This is a genomic window from Laribacter hongkongensis DSM 14985 (assembly GCF_000423285.1).
Taxonomy (GTDB): Bacteria; Pseudomonadota; Gammaproteobacteria; order Burkholderiales; family Aquaspirillaceae; genus Laribacter; species Laribacter hongkongensis.
Window position 1 is genome coordinate 61,776 of the sequence record NZ_AUHR01000015.1, and the last position, 23,658, is coordinate 85,433.

Consider the following 23,658-nt stretch of genomic DNA (forward strand, 5'->3'; position numbering starts at 1 on the left):
TTCATGAGAGTGGTTTTTCGGACGGATGCTTCGCAAGACATCGGAAGCGGGCATGTCATGCGGTGTCTGACTTTGGCCCATGCCTTGCAAGGACAAGGAGCTGATGTTCTTTTTATTTGCCGTACCCATCCGGGTAACCTGATTACTCTGATCCGTGAAGAAGGTTTTTCTTGTAGAGAATTACCTGTACAAGATGGCTGGATTCTGGATCCGGAGAAGCATGCGACATGGCTTGGGGCTCCAGCCGAACTTGATGCAGCGCACACTATGGCTTCGACTACATCGTCAGGTATCGCTGACTGGCTGATTGTTGATCACTATGGTGTTGGCTTGGAGTGGGAGCAATGGATGCGGCCAGCGTGTCGGAATTTGATGGTTATTGATGATCTGGCCGATCGCGCCCATGACTGTGACCTGCTGCTGGACCAGAACCTGGCTGACCAGCAGGCATCCCGGTATGACCGGCTCGTGGCGGACCACTGCGTCAAACTGCTCGGGCCCAGATACGCCCTGCTGCAAACAGCCTACGCGGACTTACACCGCCAGGCGGCACCGCGCCATCTGCCAGCCCGGCGGGTTTTTGCCTATTTTGGCGCTGCCGATAGTCACAATTTCTGTGGCCGCGTCGCACAGGCATTTTTACAGGTGGCCGACCCTGAGGTGACCCTGGACATGGTGGTTTCCCCCACCAGCCCGCACTGGCCTGCCCTCTCCGGACTGGCACGCCAGGACGCCCGGATCCGTCTGCATGGGCACGTGCCCAGTCTCGCCCCCTTGTTACAGTCGGCTGACGTGGCGTTTGGCGCCGGAGGCGCGACCAGCTGGGAGCGATGCTGCCTTGGTGTTCCAGCCTATGTCGTCACCCTGGCAGACAATCAGCTCCCCGGATCGCGCGCCCTTGCCCGGCAAGGGGCCATCCGCTGGCTGGGCAATGCAGAGCAGGTTTCCGATGCCGGCCTGCGGGAAGCCATGCAGGAGGCACTCAAGGGCGAGCACTTGTCCGCGATGTCAGCCGCCGCCCTGTCCCTGGTAGATGGATGGGGTAGCGCACGGGTGCTTGCCGCGATGGCGGCCGACATGACACTCCCGTTTGCAGTTCGCTCCGTCGAACCCGCCGATGAGCGTTTGACCCTTGACTGGGCCAATGACCCGGAAGTCAGGCAAAGCTCGTTTTCTGCGGAACGCATCGAAGCCCTCACGCACCACCATTGGCTGGCGCGGCGAATGGCCGATACAGAAGGCTGCCGCTTTTACATCGTGGAAACCGCATCCGGTCTCCCTGCCGGCCCCGTCCGTTTCGAACGCCTCTCCCCTGACGAATGGGAGATTCACTACTCCATGGATCGCTGCCTGCGCGGACGGGGAACAGGGACGGCTTTCCTGAAAGCGGCACTGGACCACTTCTGCCACGCGGTGACATCGGCCACCAGGATCATTGGCCGGGTCAAGCCATCCAACCAGGCCTCGCAGCATATCTTCAGGAAACTGGGGTTTTCCCAGTCCGCAGATAGCCACGGTCTGCGTTATCAGTTGAATTTGTAAAGGTAAGTCTGACATGACCATAACGATTGATGGACGCCCGATTGGCCCGGCGCACCCCCCTTACGTGATTGCCGAGCTGTCAGCCAATCACAATGGCTCGCTGGATCGTGCCTTGCAGACGATTGAAGCCGCCTGGCGATGCGGAGCCAGCGCCATCAAGCTGCAAACCTATACGGCAGATACCCTGACCATCGACTGCGACGCCCCGGATTTCCGGATTCAGGGCGGGCTATGGGATGGTTATAAACTCTATGACCTTTACCAGTGGGCTCACACGCCCTACGAGTGGCATCAGGCCCTGTTCGAGCATGCCCGCAAGCTGGGCATTACCGTCTTTTCCACTCCGTTTGACGAATCCGCAGTGGATTTGCTGGAAAGCCTGAACACGCCAGCCTACAAGATTGCCTCTTTCGAACTGGTCGACCTGCCCCTGATCCGCTACGTCGCCCAGACCGGCAAACCCATGATCATGTCCACCGGCATGGCCTCAGAAGAAGAAATTGCCGAGGCTGTGCATGCCGCCCGGGAGGCCGGTTGCCAGGATCTGGTCCTGCTGCATTGCATCAGCAGCTATCCCGCCCCCATGGATCAAGCCAATTTGCGGCGGATGCCCCTGCTGGCGCGGCGCTTCGATACGGTTTCCGGTCTTTCCGACCATACCATGGGCACGACCGCCGCCGTGGCAGCCGTGGCACTTGGCGCCTGCGTCATTGAGAAACACTTCACCCTCAGTCGTCAGGACAAGGGGCCGGATAGCGAATTTTCCCTTGAGCCGGACGAGATGCAGCGCCTGTGCCATGACACCCTGAGTGCCTGGCAATCGCTGGGGAGCGAGTCTTTCGGTAGCCAGCAGGCCGAAACCGCCAGCCGGATGTTCCGCCGCTCGGTTTACTTCGTCCGGGATCTGCCCGCAGGGAGCATCGTCACCGAAGCGGATATTCGCCGCATCCGGCCGGGAATGGGTCTGTCTCCCAAATATTTCGACAGTCTGCCCGGACGCCGCCTGAAAGTGGCGGTCAGCCGGGGAACAGCGACCCGCTGGGATCTTTTTGAGGACTGAGGCCATGACCGTCCCGCCTGAATCTTTCTCTGCCGTTCTGGTGGGGCTTGGTCAGATTGGCATGGGGTATGACCGCCATCTGCCTGCAATGACCCATGTCCTGAGCCACACGCGAGCCCTTCTCCAGCATTCCCGGTTCCGCTTGCTGGCAGCCATCGAGCCCGATCCAGCACTCCGGCAGCAGTTTTCGGCCCATACCGGCCTGCCTGCGTATGATCACATCGCCAATCTGCCAGACCCGGTTCAGGCGGACGTTGTCATCGTGGCCAGCCCGACCGCGACCCATCCTGCCGTTGTGGAAGCGGTGCTGACCCGGATACATCCCCGGGCCATTCTCTGCGAAAAGCCCTTGTCGCCGCAGGTCACCGAGAGCGAGTCCATGGTACTGGCGTGCCGGCAGGCGGGGGTCTCGCTGTTTGTCAATTTCATTCGCCGTGCCGACCCCGCCGTGCGCGAAGTGCGGCATCGCATCGAAGATGGCCGGATAGCCGGCCCACTCAAAGCAGTCGTCTGGTATTCCAAAGGCATGGTGCATAACGGCTCCCATTTCGTGGATCTCATGACCGACTGGCTGGGGCCCATCCGCGCCGGGCGGATCATTGCTCCCGGCCGGCGGGTCGGAGACAATGATGCCGATGCCGATTTCCTCCTGGAGCATGAAAGGGGAACGGCCCTGTTTTGCGCCGCCCGGGAGGAGTGTTTCTCCCATTACACCGTGGAGATTGTGGCGGCAAATGGTCGCTTGCGGTACGAGCGTGGCGGGGAAATCCTCTGGCAAGGTGTCGAAGCCGATACCCGGCTTGCCAGCTACCGCCGACTGACCCGCGACATTCAGTCCATTTCCAATGACATGGATCACTACCAGTTACATGTGATGTCTGCGCTTGCCCGAGCCTTGCAAGGAGAGCGCCACCCCCTGTGCTCTGGCGACGAGGCCCTGGTCTCGCAAGGCTGGCTGGAGCGGCTCTACCGGGAAAGAGATTCAATACAAGGAATGTCATGGACGATTTAGCCCTCTTTGGTGGCCCTCAGGCCATCCGGAAGCCGTTTCGCAAATACAACCCGCTAGGGCCGGAAGAGGTCGAGGCCGCCAAAGCGGTGATTGAGAGCGGGGTACTGTCCCAGTTCATCGGTGCCTGGCATGAGGATTTCCTGGGCGGCCCCAAGGTTCGGGAGTTCGAACGGGCTGCTGCGGCTTACTTCGGCGTCAAGCATGCCGTTACCGTGAATTCCTGGACCTCCGGTCTGGTCGCGGCTATCGGTGCAGTCGGCATCGAGCCCGGCGATGAGGTCATCGTCACACCATGGACCATGAGCGCCACGGCGACAGCCATCCTGCACTGGAATGCCATTCCCGTTTTTGCGGATATTGACCGCGACACTTACAACCTGACGCCAGCCAGTATCGAATGCTGCATTTCGCCCTATACCCGTGCCATTGTGGTTGCCGATATCTTCGGCCAATCGGCCGATATGGATGAAATCATGGCACTGGCGGCCCGGCACAATCTCAAGGTGATTTCCGACACGGCCCAGGCACCCGGCGCACGCTACAAGGATCGCCATGCTGGCACCTGCGCGGATGTCGGTGGCTACAGCCTGAATTACCACAAGCATATCCATACCGGCGAAGGCGGCATCCTGGTGACGGACGATGATGACATCGCCGAGCGTCTCCAGTTGATCCGCAACCATGCGGAAGTGGTCGTGGAGGGCAAGGGCGCCACCAATATTGCCAATATGGTGGGCCACAATTTCCGGCTTGGAGAGATCGAGTGCGCGATGGGACTGGAGCAGCTCAAGAAGCTGTCCGGGCTGGTGTCCTCACGGCAGGAGCTGGCCGAGGCCCTTACCGCCGGGCTGCAGGCGTTGCCGGGGTTACGCACGCCGGTCATCGGAGCGGATCGCACCCATGTCTATTACGTCTATCCCATGCAGCTGGATACGGAGCTGCTGGGCGTCTCCCGCGAACGGATTTGCGATGCACTCAACGCTGAAGGCGTCGGTGTCAGCCGGCGCTACCAGAACATCCACCTGCTGCCGCTCTACCAGCGCAAGATAGCGTTTGGCTCGCATGGCTTCCCCTGGTCTTCCGATATCTGCCGACGCCAGGTTTCTTACGAAAAGGGAATCTGCCCGGTCGCCGAACATCTCAACGATGTGTCCTACATGGGCTTCGGCATGTGTGTGCACGATCTGGACAGGGATGACATCGCCGCTATCGTGGGTGCGTTCCGCAAAGTCTGGTCCCAGCTTGACCGGTTGCGCTGATTTCACTTTCAACAGTCCTATTCCGAGATGCTCCCTCCTATCGATTCCCTAGCCGGGCGTCTTGTTACGCTACAGCCCTTCTTGCCGGCCGATGTCACCACAGAATACGTCGGCTGGCTCAACGACCCCGAGGTGGTACGCTTCAGTAACCAGCGGTTTCGTCACCACTCCCCGTCATCCTGCCAGGACTATGTCGCCTCTTTCGACGGATCCCCTCACCGGTTCCTGAAAATCCTCCGCCAGGCAGACGGGCGGATGGTTGGCACCATGACGGCCTATGCTGCGGTTCCTCACGGAACGGCAGACATGGGGATCATGCTGGGATGCCGCTCGACATGGGGACAGGGGATCGGCCAAGATGCCTGGAACACGCTGCTGCACTGGCTTCTGGACACGGCAGGCATCCGCAAGGTAACGGGGGGAGCCATGCGCTGCAATCAGGCGATGGTCCGGATCATGGAGCGTGCCGGCATGACCCTAGAGGCTGTGCGTCCCGCCCAGGAAATGCTCGATGGCATTCCGCAGGATCTTGTCTATTTCGGAAAATTTCGTGATGCACTTTGATCCTTCCCTCCCATTCGGGGTGGTCTGCCACGATGCGGGTGGCGCCAACCAGATCGCGGCCATGCTGCAAACCTACCGCTGGAAACCGGAATGGGTCATAGCCGAAGGCCCGGCCGCCATCATCTGGCAACGCCATTTCCCGGATACGCCACGGCGATCCGGTTTGCCCCGGCCAACGGGCGAGGCAGCCATCATCACCGGTACCGGCTGGGGCAGTGATCTGGAACACCATGCCAGGGAAGCAGCCCGGATGGCAGGAATACGCACCATTGCCGTCATGGATCACTGGACCCATTTCCGCGAGCGCTTCGTCCGTCATGGACGGGAAGTGCTGCCGGACGAATTCTGGGTGGTGGATGAAGATGCCGAAAAGATGGCCAGAGCCCTGTTCCCGGGAAAAATGGTCATCCTCCAGCCGGATTGCTACGGCGAGCGGGAAGCGGCCTTGGTCGAGCCGGTGCGTGACACGACGCCCTCGACCCTGCTTTATCTCCTCGAGCCGATCCGCGCTGACTGGGGACGTAACGAACCCGGCGAATTCCAGGCCTTGCGGTTTTTCCTTGAATCCCTGCCGGCCCTGGGGCTCCTCCCCTCGACCGCCATCCATCTGCGCCCTCATCCCTCCGAAGCGCCGGAAAAGTACCTTGCCTTCCTGCGCGACAGCGAAGCATTCCCCGTTCACCTGGCTTCCGGCTCACTGAGCGAGGCATTATCCCGGTGTCGCTGGGTAGCCGGCTGCCAGACGTATGCCATGACCCTTGCCCTGCGTACGGGCCGGAAAGTATTCGGCTCCCTGCCGCCCTGGGCACCGGCCTGTGTGCTACCGCACCAGGGTATCGTCCACCTCAGAAACCTGATGCCCGTATGAAATACTGTGTGAAGTGCCTGCAACCGGATACCCGCCCGGGAATCCGGTTTGATAACCATGGGGTATGCCCTGCGTGCAACTACCATGCCAGTCTGGCTTCGGTGGACTGGGAGGAACGCAAGCGCGAACTGGCGGACATCGTGGCATTCGGGCGTGCCAACAGTCACTCCGGTCATGACTGCATTATTGGTGTCAGTGGCGGCAAGGATAGTACGCGACAAGCCCTGTTCGTACGGGAAGTGCTGGGCATGAATCCTCTCTTGGTCAATCTCAGCTATCCCCCGGAGCAGGTTACCCAGCGAGGCGTCGACAACGTCTCCAACATGATTCGCCATGGCTTTGACTGCATCAACATCAATCCGTCCCCCCAGATCTGGCGCAAGCTGATGCGCAAAGGGTTTTTCCAGTACACCAACTGGTGCAAATCCACGGAACTGGCCCTTTTCAGCAGCGTTCCCCGGCTGGCCATTGCCTACCAGATCCCCCTGATCTGGTGGGGAGAGAATGCAGCCCTGCAGCTCGGCGATCTCAACGTCATGGGAAAGGGCGGGGCTGACGGTAACAATCTGCGCCGGATGAATACCCTGGGAGGCGGCGATGTTACTTGGCTGCTTGGCGACGAAGTCAGGCGCCAGCAAATTCTCCAGTATATCTATCCGTCCGAACAGGAAATGGAGGATGCCAACCTGCGCATCACATTCCTCGGCTATTTCTGGAAGGATTGGTCCCTGATCGACAATGGCAACTATGCTGCCCTGCGCGGACTGGATATCCGCCGGGAAAAGCCCTGGGAGATCGGCGACCCTGTCGGCGTGACCTCCCTGGATGAAGACTGGGTGACCCTCAACCAGATGATCAAATATCTGAAATTCGGCTTTGGCCGCGTCGCGGATTATGTCAACGAGGATATCCGGAACGGACGCATGACCCGGGAAGAAGGGATTCGCCTCAATGAGCAATATGATGGTCAGTGCGCGGATCGCTACATCGAGAGCTTCTCCCGGTATATCGGCATCACGGTCGAGGAGTTCTGGTTACAGGTAGACCAGTCCGTCAACACCGATCTTTTCATCAAGGAAGGCTTGGGACGCTACACCCCGAAATTCCGGGTTGGAGTCGGCCTATGAAACAGCCAAGGATTGTCATCGCCGACTATGGTGTCGGCAATATTGATTCCGTGTGGAATGCCGTCGCCACCCTCGGATACCGCAAAGTGGCCTTGTCTGCCTCTGCCGAAGCACTCAATGACGCCGACGCCATCATTCTTCCCGGCGTGGGCGCCTTTTCCGAGTGTGCCGGACAGTTGAAACAGCGCCAGCTGGACGATCTGCTGGCAGAGGCGGTCCTCGGGCGGAAGCGCCCACTCCTCGGCATTTGTGTCGGCATGCAGCTACTGGCCAGTTTCTCGGAGGAAGGCGGACGGCATGAGGGGCTGGGGTGGATTCCCGGCGTAGTTCGCCGGCTGGAATTGCCCGCCGGCCTGGCCGTACCCCATGTTGGCTGGAATGATATTCGCCCGGTACGGCAGCAACCGCTTTTTGGCAGCCTCGGAGAGGCGCCCGATTTTTACTTTGATCACAGTTACCACTTCCAGTGCGAGGCCGAGCATGTGCTGGCTTACTGTGAATACGGTGTCGAAGTGGTGGCCGCCGTCCAGCGGGACCACATCTTCGGCGTGCAGTTCCATCCGGAAAAGAGCCAGAACAATGGCCTCAAGCTTTTCCGTTCCTTCTTCAATGCCATAGACGAATGCTGAAAAAAAGAGTGGTGGCGACCCTGGTGGTCCGGCACGGCATCGTGGTGCAGAGCATCGGCTTTCGCCGCTACCTGCCCGTAGGATGTCCGCGGATTGCGGTTGAATTCCTTAACCAGTGGGGCGTGGATGAAATCGTCCTGCTGGACATTTCTGCCACGCCAGCCGGACAGGGCCCGGACCTGGCGCTGGTACGCCAGGTGGCTAGGCATTGCCTTGTTCCCCTGACCATCGGGGGCGGGATTCAAACCCTCGATCAGGTGAGGGCGCTCATCCGCAGCGGTGCGGATAAAGTCGCCTTCAATCAGGCGGCCCTGCATGCACCGGAACTCCTCACCCATACGGCAGACATCTTCGGCAGCCAATGTGTGGTCGCCGCAATTGACGCGGTCAGGCACGCAGAGTGCTACCGGGTGCATGATTACCCGACCCGCCAGGCCACCGCACTGCCGGCGGACGAATTTGCCGCCCGCATGGTCACGCTTGGCGCAGGCGAAATCTTCATCAACTCCGTGGATCAGGATGGCTCGAAACAAGGGTTCGACCTTGCCCTGGTCCGGGAAATCTGTGCCGCCGTAGAAGTTCCCGTGATCTGCTGCGGGGGAGCCGGCACTGCCGCGCATTTTGCCGAGGTTTTCCGGAAAACCCCCGTGCATGCAGCAGCGGCAGCCAACTTCTTCCACTTCACCGAGCACAGCGTGACCACGACCAAGGCGATCCTTCGCTCCAGCGTGCCCGTTCGCCATGACACCCATGCAGACTATGCCGGAAGCACTTTCGATGCCGCCGGCCGCCTGCTGAAAAAATCCGACCAGACTCTGGAAGACATGCGATTCGTGCGTATCGAGAAGGAGGTAATCTGATGCAAGTCTGTTCCCGTTGCCTGTATACCTCCGCCCACCCCCTGCACCTCACGTTCGATGAGGAGGGCGTGTGCAGTGGCTGCCGGGTTCACGAAGAAAAAGACCAGCTCGACTGGGCGGCACGCGCCGGAAAACTGCGCCAGCTACTGGAGGGATACCGTAACCGGTCGGGCAACAATTACGACTGCGTCATCCCCGTCAGCGGTGCCCGGGATTCCTACTTCATCGTTCATACCATCAAGAACGTGTATGGACTGAACCCCCTTCTGGTGACCTACAACAAGCAGTACAACACGGCCATCGGCGTCCGGAATCTCGCCAACCTCCGCATCCGTCTGGATTGCGACATCATGACGCAGACCGTCAACCCGGAAACCGTCAAGAAAATCACCCGGGGCACACTCCGGCGGTTTGGCAGCATTTATTGGCACTGTCTGGCCGGGCAAACGGTTTTTCCCGTCCAGATTGCCGTCAAGTTCAAAATCCCCCTGATCATCTGGGGCGCCCACCAAGGGGTGGACCAAGTTGGCATGTTCAGCCACCTGGATGAAGTCGAGATGACCCGGAAATACCGGAAAGAACATGATCTGATGGGCTACGAAGCCGAGGATCTGGTCGACGATTTCGACGGTATCAGCGAGCAGGACATGATGCCTTTTGCCTACCCCGACAACCGTGAACTGGAGCGGGTCGGAATCCGGGGCATTTACCTGAACAACTACATCCGCTGGGATTCGCGGGCCCAGCATGAACAGATGATGCCGCTGTATGGCTACGAGTCCGGCACGCAGACCCGGACTTTTGATACCTACAACGATGTGGATTGCTGGAACTACAGCGATACTCACGACTACATCAAATACCTCAAGCATGGTTACGGCAAGGTAGTGGATCATGCCTGCCGGGAAATTCGCCTTGGCCGGCTATCCCGCACCGATGCCCTGGCCCTGGTCCGGCGTTATGTACACCGCCCTCCCCGCCACCTGTCGCACTTCCTGTCCTGGCTGGGCATTACGGAAAATGCCTTCCATTACCTGATTGACCAGCATCGCTCCCCTGCTATCTGGGCACGTAACCAAGAATGGGAGTGGGAAATGATCCATCCGACATTGCGTGCTCTGCTGGGCGTGGGGTTGGTGGATAACGGAAACAAGTTGCGGGGAGACGATTTCTGGCAGATTGGGCCGAACAGAAGTTCGGACCGCGAGGATGGGTATATCCTGATAGGCAAAGGTATTTAGTTATCTGTCGTGGTCTAATTTCCACGGACACCTCGACAGATGGATCATTCACCCATCGAGGAAACATTGATAACCAGGCAACGCAGAACATTCGACGTGGAGTTCAAGCTCCAGGTCGTGATGATCAAGGAACAGGGCCTGCGCATCAGCCAGGTCTGCAGGGATCTGGACATCGGCGAGACGGCCGTCCGCCGCTGGATTGCCCAATACGAGGCCGAGCAGCAGGGTCTACCCGGGATGGGCTTACCGCTGACTGCCGAGCAGCAGCGCATCCGCGCACTGGAAGCCGAAGTACGCCGCCTGCGTGAGGACAGTGCAATTTTAAAAAAAGCATCGGCCTTCTTCGCCCGGTAACTCAGGTGATTTACCGGAGCATTGCCTGCGTGCAGGAGAAGGCCGGTGACATTGCCAACGCATGCCGGCTGCTCGGGGTCAGTCGGTCCGGCTACCATGCGGCCCGGCAACGAGCGCTGGCAGAGCCACGCCTCTGTCCGGTGAGCGTGAAGCTGCAGACTGCGTTTGCCAGGTCAGGGCGCAGTTACGGCAGCCGACGGCTGTTGAAGGCGTTGCGCGCCAAAGGCTTGCAGATTGGCCGTCATCGGGTTCGTCGGCTGATGCGTGAGCACCGGCTGCGTACTGCTTGGCGACACAAGTTCGTGCATACGACCGACCGCCGACACGGTCTGCCAGTCGCCCCCAACGTGCTGGATCGGCAATTTGATCCGGTTACGCCCAATCGGGCGTGGGTAACCGACATCACCTACGTACGGACCCGTAGTGGTTGGTTGTATCTGGCTGCGGTGATGGATCTGTTCTCGCGCAAGATTGTCGGCTGGGTGATGGCGCCGGGCATGCCTGCCGGACTGGTATGCGCAGCCCTGCGCATGGCCATTGCCCAGCGCCGGCCGGCTTGGATGAGCCCCCTGAAACACAGGACACCTGTTCCCACTTAAACTAAGGGATAGGCATACGACTGTGTTTATGACTCACGCTAAAAAATCCTCTCTGGAGGTTCTGGGGCCAGAGCGCCGCCGCCGCTGGTCCATCGAAGAAAAACTGGCGATGGTCAGGGAAAGCTTCGAGCCTGGCCAGACTGTATCGCTGGTGGCCCGCCGTCATGGCATCAACCCGAGTCAGCTCTTCCATTGGCGCAAGCTCCATCAGGATGGCCGCCTGTCAGCGGTCAGTGCAGGCGAAGCCGTGGTGCCGGCCTCGGAGCTGGCCGAGGCCATGAAGCAGATTCGGGAGCTGCAGCGCCTGCTGGGCAAGAAAACCATGGAAGCGGAAATTCTCAGGGAAGCCGTGGAGGTTGCCCGCTCGCGAAAATGGATTGCGCGCTTGCCCTTGTTGCCGGAGGACGACCGGTGAAACAGGTCAGTGACTGCCTTGGCATCGCGCGCTCCCATCTGGCGGTCCGAAGCCGACGCACGGCTGATTGGCGAGACGGTCGCCGATACCGGCAGCCGGATGATGCTGACCTGATTGCAGATCTGAAGACGCTTGTCAGTGACTTGCCCAGCTACGGCTACCGTCGGGCCTGGGGACTCTTGCGGCGTCAGCGGCAAAGGCTTGGGCAAGCACCGGTCAACGCCAAGCGGGTTTACCGGGTGATGAAACAGCATGCCTTGCTGCTCAGCCGTCGTATAAAACAGCCTGGAGTGCAGCGTCGGCATGAAGGGCGAGTGGCCGTGGCAAACAGTAACACCCGCTGGTGCTCCGATGGATTCGAGGTCAAATGCGACGACGGTGACAAGCTCCGGGTCACCTTTGCGCTGGATTGCTGTGACCGGGAAGTCATGAGCTGGGTAGCCAGTCTTGCCGGCTACCGGGGTGACGACGTCCGGAACGTCATGCTGGAGGCAGTGGAGCAGCGCTTCGGTCTGGCCAGACTCCCGGTGCCGATAGAATGGCTGAGTGACAACGGGTCGGCCTATACGGCAGAGGCCACCCGCAAGTTCGCACGGGAGCTGGGGCTTGTGCCGGTGACGACACCGGTATGTAGCCCGCAGAGCAACGGGATGGCCGAGAGTCTGGTGAAGACCATCAAGCGGGATTATGTTGCGCACATGCCGAAACCTGACGCCGCAACCGCCTTGCGAAACCTTGGGATTGCCTTTGAGCATTACAACGAGCATCACCCGCACAGTGCGCTGAAATACCGTGCTCCACGGGAGTTTCGACGCCTGGCGGTCATCTCAATCTAACGGGGAATGAGTGTCCTGTAATACGGGGGCAAATCCACGGCTGCAGGGTTGGTCGTCCACCCGGATCGTGGCAGCCAATACGCCAGTGATGCTTACCGCACGTTGCTGGCCCGGCATGGCCTCCGGGTGAGCATGAGACGCAAAGGAAATTGCTGGGACAACGCAGTGATGGAGCGCTTCTTCCTGAACCTGAAGATGGAACGGATCTGGCAGCGCGATTATGCCAACCACGGCGAGGCTACCCGGGACGTTACGGACTACATCGTCGGCTCCTACAACGATGAGCGACTGCACTCGAAGCTGGGCTATCTGTCACCCAACGCTTACGAGCGGACTACTGCCACAAAACATCCCGATAGGGTGTTTGGACTGCCCCGGCTCTTGTAGGCAATCCTGCCCTATGAGTTGAGCATAGGAGGATGTCCATGAGCACACAGCGTTTCACCCCTGAATTCAAAGAAGAGGCCGTCAAGCAGGTCACTGAGCGCGGTTACTCTGTTGCCGAGGTTTCCGCCCGGCTTGGGGTTTCCAGCCACAGCCTGTACAAATGGTGAAAGCAGTCAGCCCGGACAACCCGGAGAGACAGGCTGCCGGGCTGATCGAGGCCGGGAGCGAAATTCTTCGCCTGAAGGTGCAACTGCGTCGCACAGAAGAAGAGCGGGATATTCCAAAAAAAGCCGCTCGGTACTTTGCCAGGGAGTCCGGGTAAGGTACCGCTTCATGAACGAGCATCGACACACGTGGCCGCTGACGACCATGTGCCGTTTACTGCAAGTTGCCCGTGCCGGCTTCTGTCAATGGCTGCATCGTCCCGAGTCTGATCACGCCAGGGAAGATGCCAGGTTGCTGGCGTTGATTCGCGACTCCTGGCGAGCCAGTGGCGGGGTGTACGGGTCGCGTCAGGTGCCGGGTAAATCGCCCCGGGTTTCGTGGAGGCTCCGACGTCCCCCCGGAATTGAGTAGCGCCCAGTTTTAGAGTCCAATCAACCCCACATGGAGATTGGACATGAAGAAACGATTCACCGAAGAACAGATCATCGGCTTCTTGCGCGAAGCAGAAGCCATCATGCCCATTGCAGAGCTGTGCCGCAGGCACGCTTTCCCGGAAGGCAGCCATTACCTCTGGCGCAACAAGTTCGGCGGAATGAATGTCTAGGAGGCCAAGCGCCTCAAAGAGCTGGAGACCGAGAATGCGCGGCTGAAGAAGCTCCTGGCCGAAACGATGCTCGAGAACGAGATTGCCAAAGAGGCCCTGCGAAAAAAGTGGTGAGCGCACCGTCACGGCGGGAGCTGGTGCGCCATCTGGTGGGCAAAGGGCTCAGTGAGCGTCGATCACTGCGTCTGGCCGGCATGAGCCCCGGTTCATTCCGTTACCAGCCCGCCACCGACCGCAATGCCGCCCTGAAAGCGCAGATCATCGCGCTTGCGCAACGGCACCGACGCTACGGTGCCGGCATGATCTATTTGAAGCTGCGGCAGAGCGGCATGGTGGTCAATCACAAGCGGGTGGATCGGCTTTATGCCGAGGCGGGTCTGCAAATTCGCCGGCGCAAGCGCAAGAAAATCCCCGTGGCAGACCGTCACCCACTGGCCCGCCCCTTGGCCGCCAACCAGGTCTGGTCGATGGACTTTGTGTTCGACCGGACGGCAGAGGGGCGTGCCATCAAGAATCTGACGGTGGTCGATGATGCCACGCATGAAGCAGTTGCCATTGTTCCGGAACGGGCGATGGGCGGCCTGCATCTGACGCGCGTCCTCGACAAGCTGGCGAAGACACGCGGCTTGCCCAAAGCCATCCGGACTGATAACGGCAAGGAATTCTGCAGCCGTGCGATGTTGAGCTGGGCACACGCCCGTGGTGTGCAACTCTTTCTCACCGAACCGGGTAAGCCCAATCAGAACGCTTACATCGAATCGTTCAACGGGCGTTTCCGGGACGAGTGCCTGAATGAACACTGGTTCACCAGCCTGCGCCATGCCCAGGTCGTTATCGAAGCCTGGCGTAGGGAATACAACAACGAAAGGCCGAAGAGGGCACTGGGTGGTTTGACGCCAGCAGCCTATGCCGAATCTCTCGCAGAGAAATCAGGTAAATTAAGCTCGGACTCTAAAGCCCGCTGCTACTGAAAACGGGGGAACGTCGCCTCCCTCACTTGAGAGAATGGAGCCATGACAAAGTCAATGAAATTTTCCCCCGAAGTCCGCGAGCGCGCCGTGCGGATGGTGTCCGACGCCAAGGACCAGTACGAGTCGCAGTGGGCTGCGATCGTCTCCATCGCCGGCAAGATCGGCTGCACGCCCGAGTCCCTGCGACGCTGGATTCGCCAGCAAGAGCGTGACACGGGGCAGCGCCCCGGAACGACCGGTGCGGAGGCCGCCCGGGTCAAGGCGCTAGAACGAGAAGTCCGTGAGCTGAAGAAAGCCAATGAAATCCTGCGTCTGGCCAGCGCGTATTTCGCGCAGGCGGAGCTCGACCGCCGCATCAAGTCGTGAATGCCTTCATCGATACCCACCGGGCGCGATTGGGGATCGAGCCGATCTGCCGTGTACTGCAGGTCGCCCCTTCGGCCTGTCGCAGACAGGCTGCCCGGCAACGTAACCCGGCATTACGCAGCAATCGCGCAATCCGTGACGAACAATTGAGCGAGAAGATCGATCGTGTCTGGCAGCTCAACCATCAGGTGTACGGTGCGGCCAAGGTCTGGCGTCAGCTGAAACGCGAGGGGCAGCACGCGGCACGCTGTACGGTCGAGCGACTGATGCGGCGATTGGGTTTGCGCGGAGTGACGCGCGGCAAGGCGGTGCGGACGACTCGGCCAGACCCGGCCGCCACGTGCCCGCAGGACCATGTAAACCGGCAATTCGTGGCCGAGCGGCCAAACCAGCTCTGGGTCTCCGACTTTACCTGCGTCTCGACCTGGCAAGGCTTTGTCTGCGTGGCTTTCGTGGTGGACGTGTTCGCACGCTACATCGTCGGCTGGCGGGGCAGCCGCAGCATGCACACCGAGTTCGTGCTGGATGCCCTGGAACAGGCACTCTGGGCCCGCCAACCGATGCGGGATGCGATGATCCATCACAGTGACTGCGGATCGCAATATGTATCGATCCGCTATACCGGGCGACTGGCCGAAGCCGGTATCGAACCCTCGGTCGGCAGTACCGGAGACAGTTACGACAATGCGCTGCCGGAAACCATCAACGGTCTGTACAAGACGGAGGTCATCCATCGTCGCGGGCCATGGAAGAACATGGAGGCGGTGGAGTTGGCAACGCTGGAATGGGTTTCGTGGTTCAATCATCACTGTTTGCTGGCCCCGCCAGGCTACATTCCTCCGGCGGAGGCTGAAGCAAACTACTACCGCAGTCTGAGCGAGCAGGCCGTGCCGGCCTGACTCACACAAAATGGCCTCCGCGAAACTCGGGGTGGTTCAGACCAGACCTGGGTGACGGACATTACTTGCATCCGTACCTGGCAGGGCTGGCTGTATCTGGCGGTGGTGATCGACTTGTTCTCACGCAAGGTGGTGGGCTGGTCAATGAAACCGACATTGAGCCGTAAATTGGCGTTGGATGCGCTGCTGATAGCACTGTAGCGGCGCAAACCTGCTGGTCGCGAGCTGGTCCATTCAGATCAGGGCTCGCAATATGGCAGTGATGACTGGCGCCGTTTCTGCCTCTCCCGCAACCTTGAACCCAGCATGAGTCGACGTGGCAACTGCCAGGATAATGCCGTGGCAGAGTTCTTCTTCAGCAGCTTGAAGAAGGAGCGTATCTGCAAACGGATTTACAAAACCCGCGACCTGGCCAAGTCAGATGTATTCGATTACATCGAAGCTTTTTACAATCGAACCCGCTGCCACAGTCACCTGGGCGGCATCAGTCCCGAGGCCTTTGAGCGGGCCTCGGCGTGAGGTAGGAGTTTGTCTACTGACCCCGGGACAGTCCAAAAACTATCGGACTCGAGGCTACAGCTCCCGAGCGTATTATTTAGGCAACTTTGCGCGAGTTAACCTACGCTTGGATCCATGACAGCCCCAGACAGAGAGCGGTGCACTCTGCATCACTAACAGGTACAGGTAGCATACCTGTCTCCATTACAAGCCGCTGAATAGCCTTCAGCGTGTCGTACTTTCACTGAACAACGTACTGGGGTTACACAACTAGCTTCTATAAGCCCGATTAATCCGAGCTACTTGGCGATCCCTATTTGTCAGCTCAGCAAGTTGCCCCCCCACATAATCACGCCGCACTTCTACCGCCTCCATCAACAGGGAAAACCGATTAACTACAACCTGCAGACGATGCTTGGCTAATACATCAAGCAGATGGTTTTCAAGAAAAGAGCCTAGCACCTGTTCAGCCCGAAAAAACGCATTTAACTGTGCACTAAAGCGCTCCATGTCAACCGCAGAATGAAGATTCTCCAAGGCTATTAGGCTCGACTCAAGATCATCCAGCAGTACTGAAGAAGCTACAGGTTTAGACAGTAACGGCGCCATGATTGCTCCCTAGCCCTTTACCACCGGCTCGTTGCTGGTGCCCCAATTCTTCCCATGCCTCTCTAACAGTTTCCAGCAAAACAGCGACTTCGTCCAACTTACCTTGGATATTCGAGGAGGATCCTTCCATCAAGCGGCGCTTCGCATAATCGTACAGCGCAGCAAGATTTACTGAGATTTCTCCTCCACGAGCATGATCCAAGGTGATTTCAAGCTCGCTAATGATATCCAGTGCCCTGTTCAAACATGCTCCTTTTTTGGTGTACTGCCCCGCCTCAATAGCCAAGGAAGCTTCTCGAATCGAACGGATTGCTCCTGCATACAGCATTTCCACCAATTCGGCAGGGTTGGCTCCCAAGAGCCTAGCTTCCAAGACATCATTTTCATATACACGTGTAAATTGCCGAAGATTTCTTTGCATAAACCTGACCACATTCACCTGAAATTACGCAATATCACAAGCGGAGCATGCTCTTCATGCGGGAAAGTGACTGCTGCATTTTAGCCAGAGCAACATCCAATGCGGTGTATTGCTTCCTCAGTGCCGCCTCTGTTTTTTCAAGACGCACATTCATGCTATCCTGCTGATTCTGATTTGTTTTTATCCTGCTGTCCAATACTTCTTGCCGACCATCCACTAGCCCACCGTCATGGAGCATGGAATCGACCATTTTATTTATCTGCGCAGAAGTCGCGGTCAAATTCTTTTTAACGGTATCTGGATCATCTTTAAATGCCTTCTCGAATTTACTCTTGGTAAATTTGAGCTTTCCATCCACCCCGACTTCAACCCCCATCATGGCAAGTGGAGCCATGCTGGTTGCACCTTCGGGTCGATATACGGATGAATACAAATTATCTTTTATCGATCGCATAAGGCCATCACCCTTGAATGACCCAGTTGACATTTGAGTTGTCAGTCCCACTACTTCGTTATAGGCATTAACAAAGTCTTCGACCCCTTGAGCAATAGCATCATTATCTTGCTCAACATTAACAGAGAAGCTTCCAATCTTACTAATTGAAAGGCTTACCCCGGGAATAACATCATCAATTTTGTTGCCTGCGCTTTTAACGACCACTCCGTTTACATTAACCACTGCATCTTTGCCCGGCTGGTTGTTTTGAACCGTAATACCAGCTCCGAAATTAAAATCCGTATCAGAATAGCCAGCGACTTCACCGCTCTGCTTTGAGGTAAAAACAATCTTTTCCCCTCCTGACGACTTAACTAGGGCGGCTGATACTTTCATGCCGGGCTCAGCATTAATTTTACCAACCAAGTCTTTAACTGACATGGTAACAGGCGCGCTGCCTAAAGTAATTTCAGTCCCCGCCACAGTTATTTTTTCTGGTAGCGTCACATTTCCATTGATATCCGGCGAAAGACTGCTTACATCCAGACTGTCTACCCTCGACTGTGCAATCTGTGTAACGGAAACATTGTACATCCCCGGCACTGCACCACCATTTACCGTCACACGTCCAACGGTATCATCACTCCCCGTTGCTTTAATCGAATTAAAAAAATCCGGTCTACCCAACGCGGCTGCTTTTTCCTTAAAGCTAGATAGCGCATTTTTAATCTTGCCAAGATCAGAAACCTGAGTATCCAAATCTTTTTTTTGCTGCTCAAGTTTTTGCAATGGGCGCTTCTCTATTGCCATCAGGCTACTGATAATACCTTCCAAATCTAAGCCAGAACCTACGCCAGCAGAGCTGATTCCCATCACAACCTCCTAGTTGACTTAAAACGAGTCACTGAAAACACTCAAAACAACCGCCCAGATGCGACTCTTGTGAGAATTCTCTCGCAAGTTACACTTTTTCTGAAAGCAGTACGCCCCGCAACTCGTCAAATACTTTGACGAACCTTACAATTTCCTCGCTTGGAATCTGCCGGATTACTTCCTTTGTTTCCTTGTCGACAATCTTGACCAACTTCAATTTAGTGTCGTCATCAATAGTAAACAACAGATCACTTTTCATTAAACCCATAGTGTAATTGAGTGAATCCACAACCTCTTTCGTTTCATTTTGATTTATAGGCTTTTCATACTCAGCGGTCAGGGCGGGCTTGGCAGCATCTCCCGTTAACGGTACCGCCTTAGCTGTTTCCGATTGGATGCTTGGTTTGCGCCCGGCCATCGGTACGAGATAATCGAATCTCGCAATATCGCCCTGACTCGATACCGTGACACTAGGTTGATTGGGTAAAACCTGCATGACATTGCTCCGTTCAAATATGGTCAGAATGAAAAACCGCCCGAGCACATATCATTCACCCGAGCGGCCTTGTATTAATCGAACCTAGTTAACGCAAAAGGCTCATTGCAGCGTTCGGCAACTGGTTAGCCTGCGATAGCATGGCGGTACCAGCTTGCTGGATGATCTGGTTACGCGTCATATTGGCAGTTTCTGCAGCAAAGTCGGTATCCATAATGCGGCTCTTAGAGGCTGAAAGGTTTTCCACAAAACTCTGAAGATTCGAGACCACTGCCGAGAAGCGGTTCTGGGCAGCACCCAAGTTAGCACGCATATTGGAAATATTCGCCAAGTCGACATCCAACATATTGATTGCAGTAAGTGCATCTCCTGCAGTTGCCAAGGTAACTGTAGTTGCTGCCTGACTAAAAGCTGCACTTGCCATCTGTACTGTGATCTGGTTATCAGCAGTAGTGCCCGCTCCCACTTGAAAGGTGAATGACTTAGTGTTTGTAGGATCAAACAGTGCCTGCCCATTAAACTTCGAGCCACTCAACAAGCGACTATTTTCAGCAGCTAGCGAATCAAGCTCCAGCTTGATCTGTGCAAAGTTAGCGGTCGACGTAGTAGCATTAGCGGCTTGCACCGACAACTCACGCATACGTTGGGTATTGCTTTCCATCTGCCCCAGAACACCTTCAGCAGTCTGGGCCAATGAAAGAGCATCATTGGCATTGCGTATGGCTTGGTTACCGCCACGAATTTGCGACGTCATCCCTGAGGCAATTGCCAGACCTGCAGCATCGTCCTTTGCACTGTTCACACGCAAACCACTGGACAAACGCTGCAGAGAGGTGGACAGCGCATCCGTTGAGGTGTTCAGGTTACGCTGCGCATTCAAAGACGAGACATTGGTATTGACAAAGAGGGCCATGGTTACTCTCCAAAATTGGGTAAGAAGCTCTTGCTCACACCGGCTGAAATATAGATCAACCAACCGATCTATTCGTGTTATCGGTCAGACATCTACAAACTTTAATTTTTCATCATGCAAAGGTGCTGCGATCACCCCCTTTTCCCTCAAGGCCTGTGCCATTCTCACAAACAGTTCCCTGTAACTCTCTGAGTAGTGGCGTAACCATGTGAGTGCAGGGTAGTTATCATACCGATAATATGTTGGTTCCGATGCAACACAAGGAGCGCCGTATGCAAAAAACCATACAGGCACTCCCAATATATTGGCAAACATACCTGGAGTTGACCCAGCAGAAATTACTAAATCAAGATTTTCAATCAGTGCAGCACATCCCTCAAAATCATTTTTGAGATCCAAATCATCCCACATGTGAACAGTAACCCCAAATCTTTCAAACAAATAAGCTGCATCTTCTTGGTACTCAGAATAATTCAGCATCACCCAAGAAATATTTGGGATTTCAAATAGAGGCGCTAGATCCTCTATGGAAGCATAGTATTTATCTCTATCAGCATTATGCAATCCACTTTTCCAACAAATACCAACCTTTAGTCTTCCCGGTAGATTTGAAACTCTATCCTTCCAGGTGCGAGAGTGTTCAATGTCTGCTTTGATATGCCTTTTTCGAAATACCTCAGATGGATAACTCTTAAAAAAATGCTTCCTTAAGTCAAAAACAGGCAAATGAAAATCAAAATCAGATCGAGACAAATCGTCAGCTAAGTTTGCCGCTTCAATCTCAACCCTAGGAAAATTTCTTTTTAGCACCCTCTCAAGGCGCTTGTCACACTCGATCTTGATTTTCCCCCCTTGCTGTTTTGCAAGGTTTATTATATCCGCATACCATTGGATGGCATAGATTTCATCCCCAACGCCTTGCTCACGCCACAAGAGTAGTTTTTTGCCAAAAAGCGATTCGCCATTCCAAAGAGGTGCTATAAACTTGCGAGGGCTACGCACCCCAAGATCAAGCCCTACTCCATAATATCGATCAGCCTCAATAACATACCCCATAGACTGATACACTAAGGCAGCATTCCATTGAATTCTCTTGTTTTCTGGGTAAAGACTTAATGCTTCGCGTAATAATTCATCAACGACATCAAATTTACACCCCATATGCATGTATAATTTTATGAGAACATCATAACTAACGATATTTCGATTGTTTTGAATAGCCTTTAATGCATATTTCTCCGCTACTTCATAGCGGGAAAACCGGCAATGATAACGAGCAAGCAGCGAATCATCCCATGTTAGATATGAATACTTATCCAAAAACTCTGCACATCGAACATCATCATCCAGCGCTAAAAGTAGGCAAAAAATATTGGAAAGAAGTGCGCGACCCAAACCTTTCTCGCAAAATTCAAAATACCTCTCCGCTGACTTTACGAATGACTCAATTTCATCTACAGATCGAAACAAGCTAAGCTTACTCACTAAGAACTGACAATATAAAATATAAGCGCAACCCGCGTCATCACCTTTTGTCTTCTCTTTTAGCCACTCTTCATATTGGTCGGCGCAATAAAATGCCATCTGCTCGTCATGAAATGACATTGCGCCTGCATCACCTAAAATGGCTGTGCAGTACAGAGCCATTGATCTTAATGAAAAATCAGCGGGGGCTTTTTTTAGAAAATTTTCCGCACATTCCAATGCTTTTTCATGTCTTGACATTTCAATCAATACTGCAGTCAATGCAATCCCAAGCAATCGATCTGATGGATAGATAGCAAGCCCCTCCATCAATAGATTGTATGCATCAGAAAAATTACCCCTCGCTGAAGCTAATATTGCCCGGTAATAAATAGAGAATATTCCTTTTCCGCTAGCCAATATTCCGACGTTTTCTATTGATGCTAAAAACTCTTTTCTCTCCATCGCCAGTAAAAGCCGCGCGGCTGAGGACTCCTCATTTTGTCCAAAGAAATTTTCAATTATACCAATCAATCTAGTGCATTCATCAATATCTCCCTTTCCATAACTAATCCATGCCATATCCATCAGGTCCTCGCCAGAAGCCGCATTAACTGCGGCAATCTTCATGTAGGCAACATAAGCCTGATCATAATTATGTATTTTACGTAATAGCAAATCAGCAAATAATCGGCTCTCCAAATAAAGTCCTTCATTACCGTTTAATAGTCTCGCTAGCTCAACAGCTGCGGCATTCCACCTTGAATGCAATAAATAATAGCTACTTAAAAAAATCAACCAATATGGATTGCCATTATCCAGATGGCCATCTTTTTCAAGAATCATAGATATCAATTGTTCGGACTTTAAAATATCACCTTTTAATGCGTGACACCATCCTCTTAAAAAGAGGAAATCTCCATTAAAACTTTTTTCACCTAGCGAATCCAGTACCTCTACTGCTTTATCGACTCGCCCGAGTCTAATGCATGCATATGCAAGTGCAAATCCAACTTGGGGGTGCAGCGTATCTTGCCATGACTTCATTAGAACATCAAAGGCATTCTTGCTATCAATATAAGGACTGTCAATCTGCATCATTAATGCTTCGCAATTTAATTCAATGCTTTCCACGCCTGAACTTATGGCGCCATCAACAAGTGCAACCCCCTTTAACCAATTACCTTTAAATCGATGCGATCGAACTGCGTGGGCTATCAAACGAATATCTTGCGTCTTCTCATACCATTGGGGGGCGTGTAGATGGAAATAATTCATTCGTCCGGAATGATAAGCTACCTCAAGGGCAAGCTCATACACACATGGCTCTGAAACAACATCTGCCAAACTACAGACCACTTGAAACGCATCTGCATATTTTCCAAGTTGGTAGTACGACATTCCCAATCCAAACTGAGCCTCAAATTTTTCAACATCTTTGGTGGAGTTAATTAGCTGTAGGTAAAGCTTGGCGGCATCATCAAAGCGGCCAGCATTAAATATTAACCTTGCCTCTTCAAGTGACATCTCTATTGATACAGCATGCTCGGTCATACCATCTCCTAAATTTGAGGGTTCGTTAATTATGAAATCAATTTCTGGTGATCCTGTTTTCAATATATTGTTTCCAATAGCTATCATGGATATAGATCACCAAGTAGGCTTCTGTTAATTTTACATCGACAAGCAAATCAAAATATTGAGTAACAAAAATCCACCACCGAATAAGGTGGCTTCCCCTTGTCACAACAAACAGGTATCAACAATACTCGCTCATCGATGGGGGGGCTGTATAGCCGCTAGCCGGCGCTGGGCAATGGCCATGCGCAGGGCTGCGCATACCAGTCCGGCAGGCATGCCCGGCGCCATCACCCAGCCGACAATCTTGCGCGAGAACAGATCCATCACCGCAGCCAGATACAACCAACCACTACGGGTCCGTACGTAGGTGATATCGGTTACCCACGCCCGATTGGGCGTAACCGGATCAAATTGCCGATCCAGCACGTTGGGGGCGACTGGCAAACCGTGTCGGCGGTCGGTCGTATGCACGAACTTGTGTCGCCAAGCAGTACGCAGCCGGTGCTCACGCATCAGCCGACGAACCCGATGACGGCCAATCTGCAAGCCTTTGGCGCGCAACGCCTTCAACAGCCGTCGGCTGCCGTAACTGCGCCCTGACCTGGCAAA

The 23,658-nt window shown here is 55.2% G+C and carries 19 protein-coding genes, 6 pseudogenes and 1 other annotated feature; of the genes and pseudogenes, 18 read left to right on the forward strand and 7 right to left on the reverse strand.

What is annotated here, in order from left to right; genetic code table 11:
- The first annotated feature begins 3 nt into the window (after window positions 1–3).
- The 18 genes and pseudogenes from pseG to G542_RS16755 all read left to right on the forward strand — a co-directional run.
- The gene (gene pseG / locus G542_RS17595; protein WP_081666822.1) at window positions 4–1,542 is read left to right on the forward strand and encodes a UDP-2,4-diacetamido-2,4,6-trideoxy-beta-L-altropyranose hydrolase; all 1,539 of its coding nucleotides are present in this window, start codon (window positions 4–6) and stop codon (window positions 1,540–1,542) included.
- Window positions 1,543–1,555: 13 nt separating this feature from the next.
- Complete coding sequence (gene pseI, locus G542_RS0111585; RefSeq protein ID WP_027824194.1) at window positions 1,556–2,602, forward strand: pseudaminic acid synthase; 1,047 nt, start codon at window positions 1,556–1,558, stop codon at window positions 2,600–2,602.
- A gap of 4 nt (window positions 2,603–2,606) precedes the next feature.
- Window positions 2,607–3,614 carry a Gfo/Idh/MocA family protein gene (locus tag G542_RS0111590; RefSeq protein ID WP_027824195.1) on the forward strand — a complete coding sequence of 336 codons (1,008 nt, stop codon included), beginning with the start codon at window positions 2,607–2,609 and terminating at the stop codon, window positions 3,612–3,614.
- Entirely contained in the window at window positions 3,602–4,873 is a 1,272-nt protein-coding gene (locus G542_RS0111595) for a DegT/DnrJ/EryC1/StrS family aminotransferase (RefSeq protein ID WP_027824196.1), read from the forward strand. Before G542_RS0111590 ends, G542_RS0111595 begins: the two co-directional genes overlap by 13 nt.
- Window positions 4,874–4,900: 27 nt before the next feature.
- Complete coding sequence (locus G542_RS0111600; RefSeq protein WP_027824197.1) at window positions 4,901–5,437, forward strand: GNAT family N-acetyltransferase; 537 nt, start codon at window positions 4,901–4,903, stop codon at window positions 5,435–5,437.
- A complete protein-coding gene (locus tag G542_RS0111605; protein WP_027824198.1) occupies window positions 5,427–6,305 on the forward strand; it encodes a hypothetical protein in 879 nt (292 codons plus the stop codon). Before G542_RS0111600 ends, G542_RS0111605 begins: the two co-directional genes overlap by 11 nt.
- Entirely contained in the window at window positions 6,302–7,432 is a 1,131-nt protein-coding gene (locus tag G542_RS0111610; RefSeq protein WP_027824199.1) for an N-acetyl sugar amidotransferase, read from the forward strand. Before G542_RS0111605 ends, G542_RS0111610 begins: the two co-directional genes overlap by 4 nt.
- Window positions 7,429–8,061: an imidazole glycerol phosphate synthase subunit HisH gene (gene hisH / locus G542_RS0111615; RefSeq protein WP_027824200.1), complete on the forward strand. Its 633-nt coding sequence runs from the start codon at window positions 7,429–7,431 to the stop codon at window positions 8,059–8,061. Before G542_RS0111610 ends, hisH begins: the two co-directional genes overlap by 4 nt.
- 8 nt (window positions 8,062–8,069) lie before the next feature.
- Window positions 8,070–8,921 (forward strand): imidazole glycerol phosphate synthase subunit HisF, encoded by an 852-nt coding sequence (gene hisF / locus G542_RS0111620; protein ID WP_211218824.1) that lies wholly within the window; start codon window positions 8,070–8,072, stop codon window positions 8,919–8,921.
- On the forward strand, window positions 8,921–10,162 hold the full coding sequence (locus tag G542_RS0111625) for an N-acetyl sugar amidotransferase (RefSeq protein WP_027824202.1): 1,242 nt from the start codon (window positions 8,921–8,923) through the stop codon (window positions 10,160–10,162). Before hisF ends, G542_RS0111625 begins: the two co-directional genes overlap by 1 nt.
- A 39-nt stretch (window positions 10,163–10,201) precedes the next feature.
- Entirely contained in the window at window positions 10,202–10,516 is a 315-nt protein-coding gene (locus G542_RS0111630) for a transposase (RefSeq protein WP_081666823.1), read from the forward strand.
- A gap of 29 nt (window positions 10,517–10,545) precedes the next feature.
- Window positions 10,546–11,073 (forward strand): annotated as a pseudogene (locus tag G542_RS16740) (IS3 family transposase); the annotation flags it as partial.
- 70 nt (window positions 11,074–11,143) lie between these two features.
- Window positions 11,144–12,366 (forward strand): IS3 family transposase gene (locus G542_RS0111645; RefSeq protein WP_373279782.1). Its coding sequence is split into 2 segments (ribosomal slippage): window positions 11,144–11,483 and window positions 11,483–12,366, totalling 1,224 coding nucleotides; the frame shifts between segments, so codons are not numbered across the junction.
- Window positions 12,367–12,396: 30 nt separating this feature from the next.
- Window positions 12,397–12,753: pseudogene (locus tag G542_RS16745) on the forward strand (integrase core domain-containing protein); the annotation flags it as partial.
- Window positions 12,754–12,791: 38 nt separating this feature from the next.
- Window positions 12,792–13,278, forward strand: a pseudogene (locus G542_RS19265) (transposase); the annotation flags it as partial.
- 94 nt (window positions 13,279–13,372) lie between these two features.
- Window positions 13,373–14,493 (forward strand): annotated as a pseudogene (locus G542_RS0111665) (IS3 family transposase).
- A gap of 42 nt (window positions 14,494–14,535) precedes the next feature.
- Window positions 14,536–15,758 (forward strand): IS3 family transposase gene (locus tag G542_RS0111675; RefSeq protein WP_155826676.1). Its coding sequence is split into 2 segments (ribosomal slippage): window positions 14,536–14,818 and window positions 14,818–15,758, totalling 1,224 coding nucleotides; the frame shifts between segments, so codons are not numbered across the junction.
- Window positions 14,814–14,930, forward strand: a sequence feature (AL1L pseudoknot). It overlaps the preceding gene by 117 nt.
- A gap of 39 nt (window positions 15,759–15,797) precedes the next feature.
- A pseudogene (locus G542_RS16755) lies at window positions 15,798–16,277 on the forward strand (IS3 family transposase); the annotation flags it as partial.
- A gap of 249 nt (window positions 16,278–16,526) precedes the next feature.
- Here the strand turns inward: G542_RS16755 and G542_RS18545 are convergent.
- From G542_RS18545 to G542_RS16770, 7 genes and pseudogenes are all read right to left on the reverse strand, one after another.
- A complete protein-coding gene (locus G542_RS18545) occupies window positions 16,527–16,865 on the reverse strand; it encodes a hypothetical protein (RefSeq protein WP_155826678.1) in 339 nt (112 codons plus the stop codon).
- The gene (fliS, locus tag G542_RS16760; protein WP_051190040.1) at window positions 16,846–17,286 is read right to left on the reverse strand and encodes a flagellar export chaperone FliS; all 441 of its coding nucleotides are present in this window, start codon (window positions 17,284–17,286) and stop codon (window positions 16,846–16,848) included. The genes G542_RS18545 and fliS overlap by 20 nt, the downstream gene beginning before the upstream one ends.
- A gap of 34 nt (window positions 17,287–17,320) precedes the next feature.
- Window positions 17,321–18,595, reverse strand: coding sequence for a flagellar filament capping protein FliD (fliD, locus tag G542_RS0111690; RefSeq protein ID WP_027824212.1), 1,275 nt, complete (start codon window positions 18,593–18,595; stop codon window positions 17,321–17,323).
- Window positions 18,596–18,683: 88 nt separating this feature from the next.
- Window positions 18,684–19,091 (reverse strand): flagellar protein FlaG, encoded by a 408-nt coding sequence (locus tag G542_RS16765; RefSeq protein ID WP_051190041.1) that lies wholly within the window; start codon window positions 19,089–19,091, stop codon window positions 18,684–18,686.
- A gap of 88 nt (window positions 19,092–19,179) precedes the next feature.
- Window positions 19,180–20,004: a flagellin N-terminal helical domain-containing protein gene (locus tag G542_RS0111700; RefSeq protein ID WP_027824213.1), complete on the reverse strand. Its 825-nt coding sequence runs from the start codon at window positions 20,002–20,004 to the stop codon at window positions 19,180–19,182.
- 84 nt (window positions 20,005–20,088) lie between these two features.
- The gene (locus tag G542_RS18085) at window positions 20,089–23,109 is read right to left on the reverse strand and encodes a tetratricopeptide repeat protein (protein ID WP_081666826.1); all 3,021 of its coding nucleotides are present in this window, start codon (window positions 23,107–23,109) and stop codon (window positions 20,089–20,091) included.
- 156 nt (window positions 23,110–23,265) lie between these two features.
- A pseudogene (locus G542_RS16770) lies at window positions 23,266–23,658 on the reverse strand (DDE-type integrase/transposase/recombinase); the annotation flags it as partial.

Bases quoted from the DNA above. Each gene is read 5' to 3' on its own strand.
- pseG (WP_081666822.1), top strand. From the start codon at position 4: ATGAGAGTGGTTTTTCGGACGGATGCTTCGCAAGACATCGGAAGCGGG.
- pseI (WP_027824194.1), top strand. From the start codon at position 1,556: ATGACCATAACGATTGATGGACGCCCGATTGGCCCGGCGCACCCCCCT.
- G542_RS0111590 (WP_027824195.1), top strand. From the start codon at position 2,607: ATGACCGTCCCGCCTGAATCTTTCTCTGCCGTTCTGGTGGGGCTTGGT.
- G542_RS0111595 (WP_027824196.1), top strand. From the start codon at position 3,602: ATGGACGATTTAGCCCTCTTTGGTGGCCCTCAGGCCATCCGGAAGCCG.
- G542_RS0111600 (WP_027824197.1), top strand. From the start codon at position 4,901: ATGCTCCCTCCTATCGATTCCCTAGCCGGGCGTCTTGTTACGCTACAG.
- G542_RS0111605 (WP_027824198.1), top strand. From the start codon at position 5,427: ATGCACTTTGATCCTTCCCTCCCATTCGGGGTGGTCTGCCACGATGCG.
- G542_RS0111610 (WP_027824199.1), top strand. From the start codon at position 6,302: ATGAAATACTGTGTGAAGTGCCTGCAACCGGATACCCGCCCGGGAATC.
- hisH (WP_027824200.1), top strand. From the start codon at position 7,429: ATGAAACAGCCAAGGATTGTCATCGCCGACTATGGTGTCGGCAATATT.
- G542_RS0111625 (WP_027824202.1), top strand. From the start codon at position 8,921: ATGCAAGTCTGTTCCCGTTGCCTGTATACCTCCGCCCACCCCCTGCAC.
- G542_RS0111630 (WP_081666823.1), top strand. From the start codon at position 10,202: ATGGATCATTCACCCATCGAGGAAACATTGATAACCAGGCAACGCAGA.
- G542_RS18545 (WP_155826678.1), bottom strand. From the start codon at position 16,865: ATGGCGCCGTTACTGTCTAAACCTGTAGCTTCTTCAGTACTGCTGGAT.
- fliS (WP_051190040.1), bottom strand. From the start codon at position 17,286: ATGCAAAGAAATCTTCGGCAATTTACACGTGTATATGAAAATGATGTC.
- fliD (WP_027824212.1), bottom strand. From the start codon at position 18,595: ATGGGAATCAGCTCTGCTGGCGTAGGTTCTGGCTTAGATTTGGAAGGT.
- G542_RS16765 (WP_051190041.1), bottom strand. From the start codon at position 19,091: ATGCAGGTTTTACCCAATCAACCTAGTGTCACGGTATCGAGTCAGGGC.
- G542_RS0111700 (WP_027824213.1), bottom strand. From the start codon at position 20,004: ATGGCCCTCTTTGTCAATACCAATGTCTCGTCTTTGAATGCGCAGCGT.
- G542_RS18085 (WP_081666826.1), bottom strand. From the start codon at position 23,109: ATGATAGCTATTGGAAACAATATATTGAAAACAGGATCACCAGAAATT.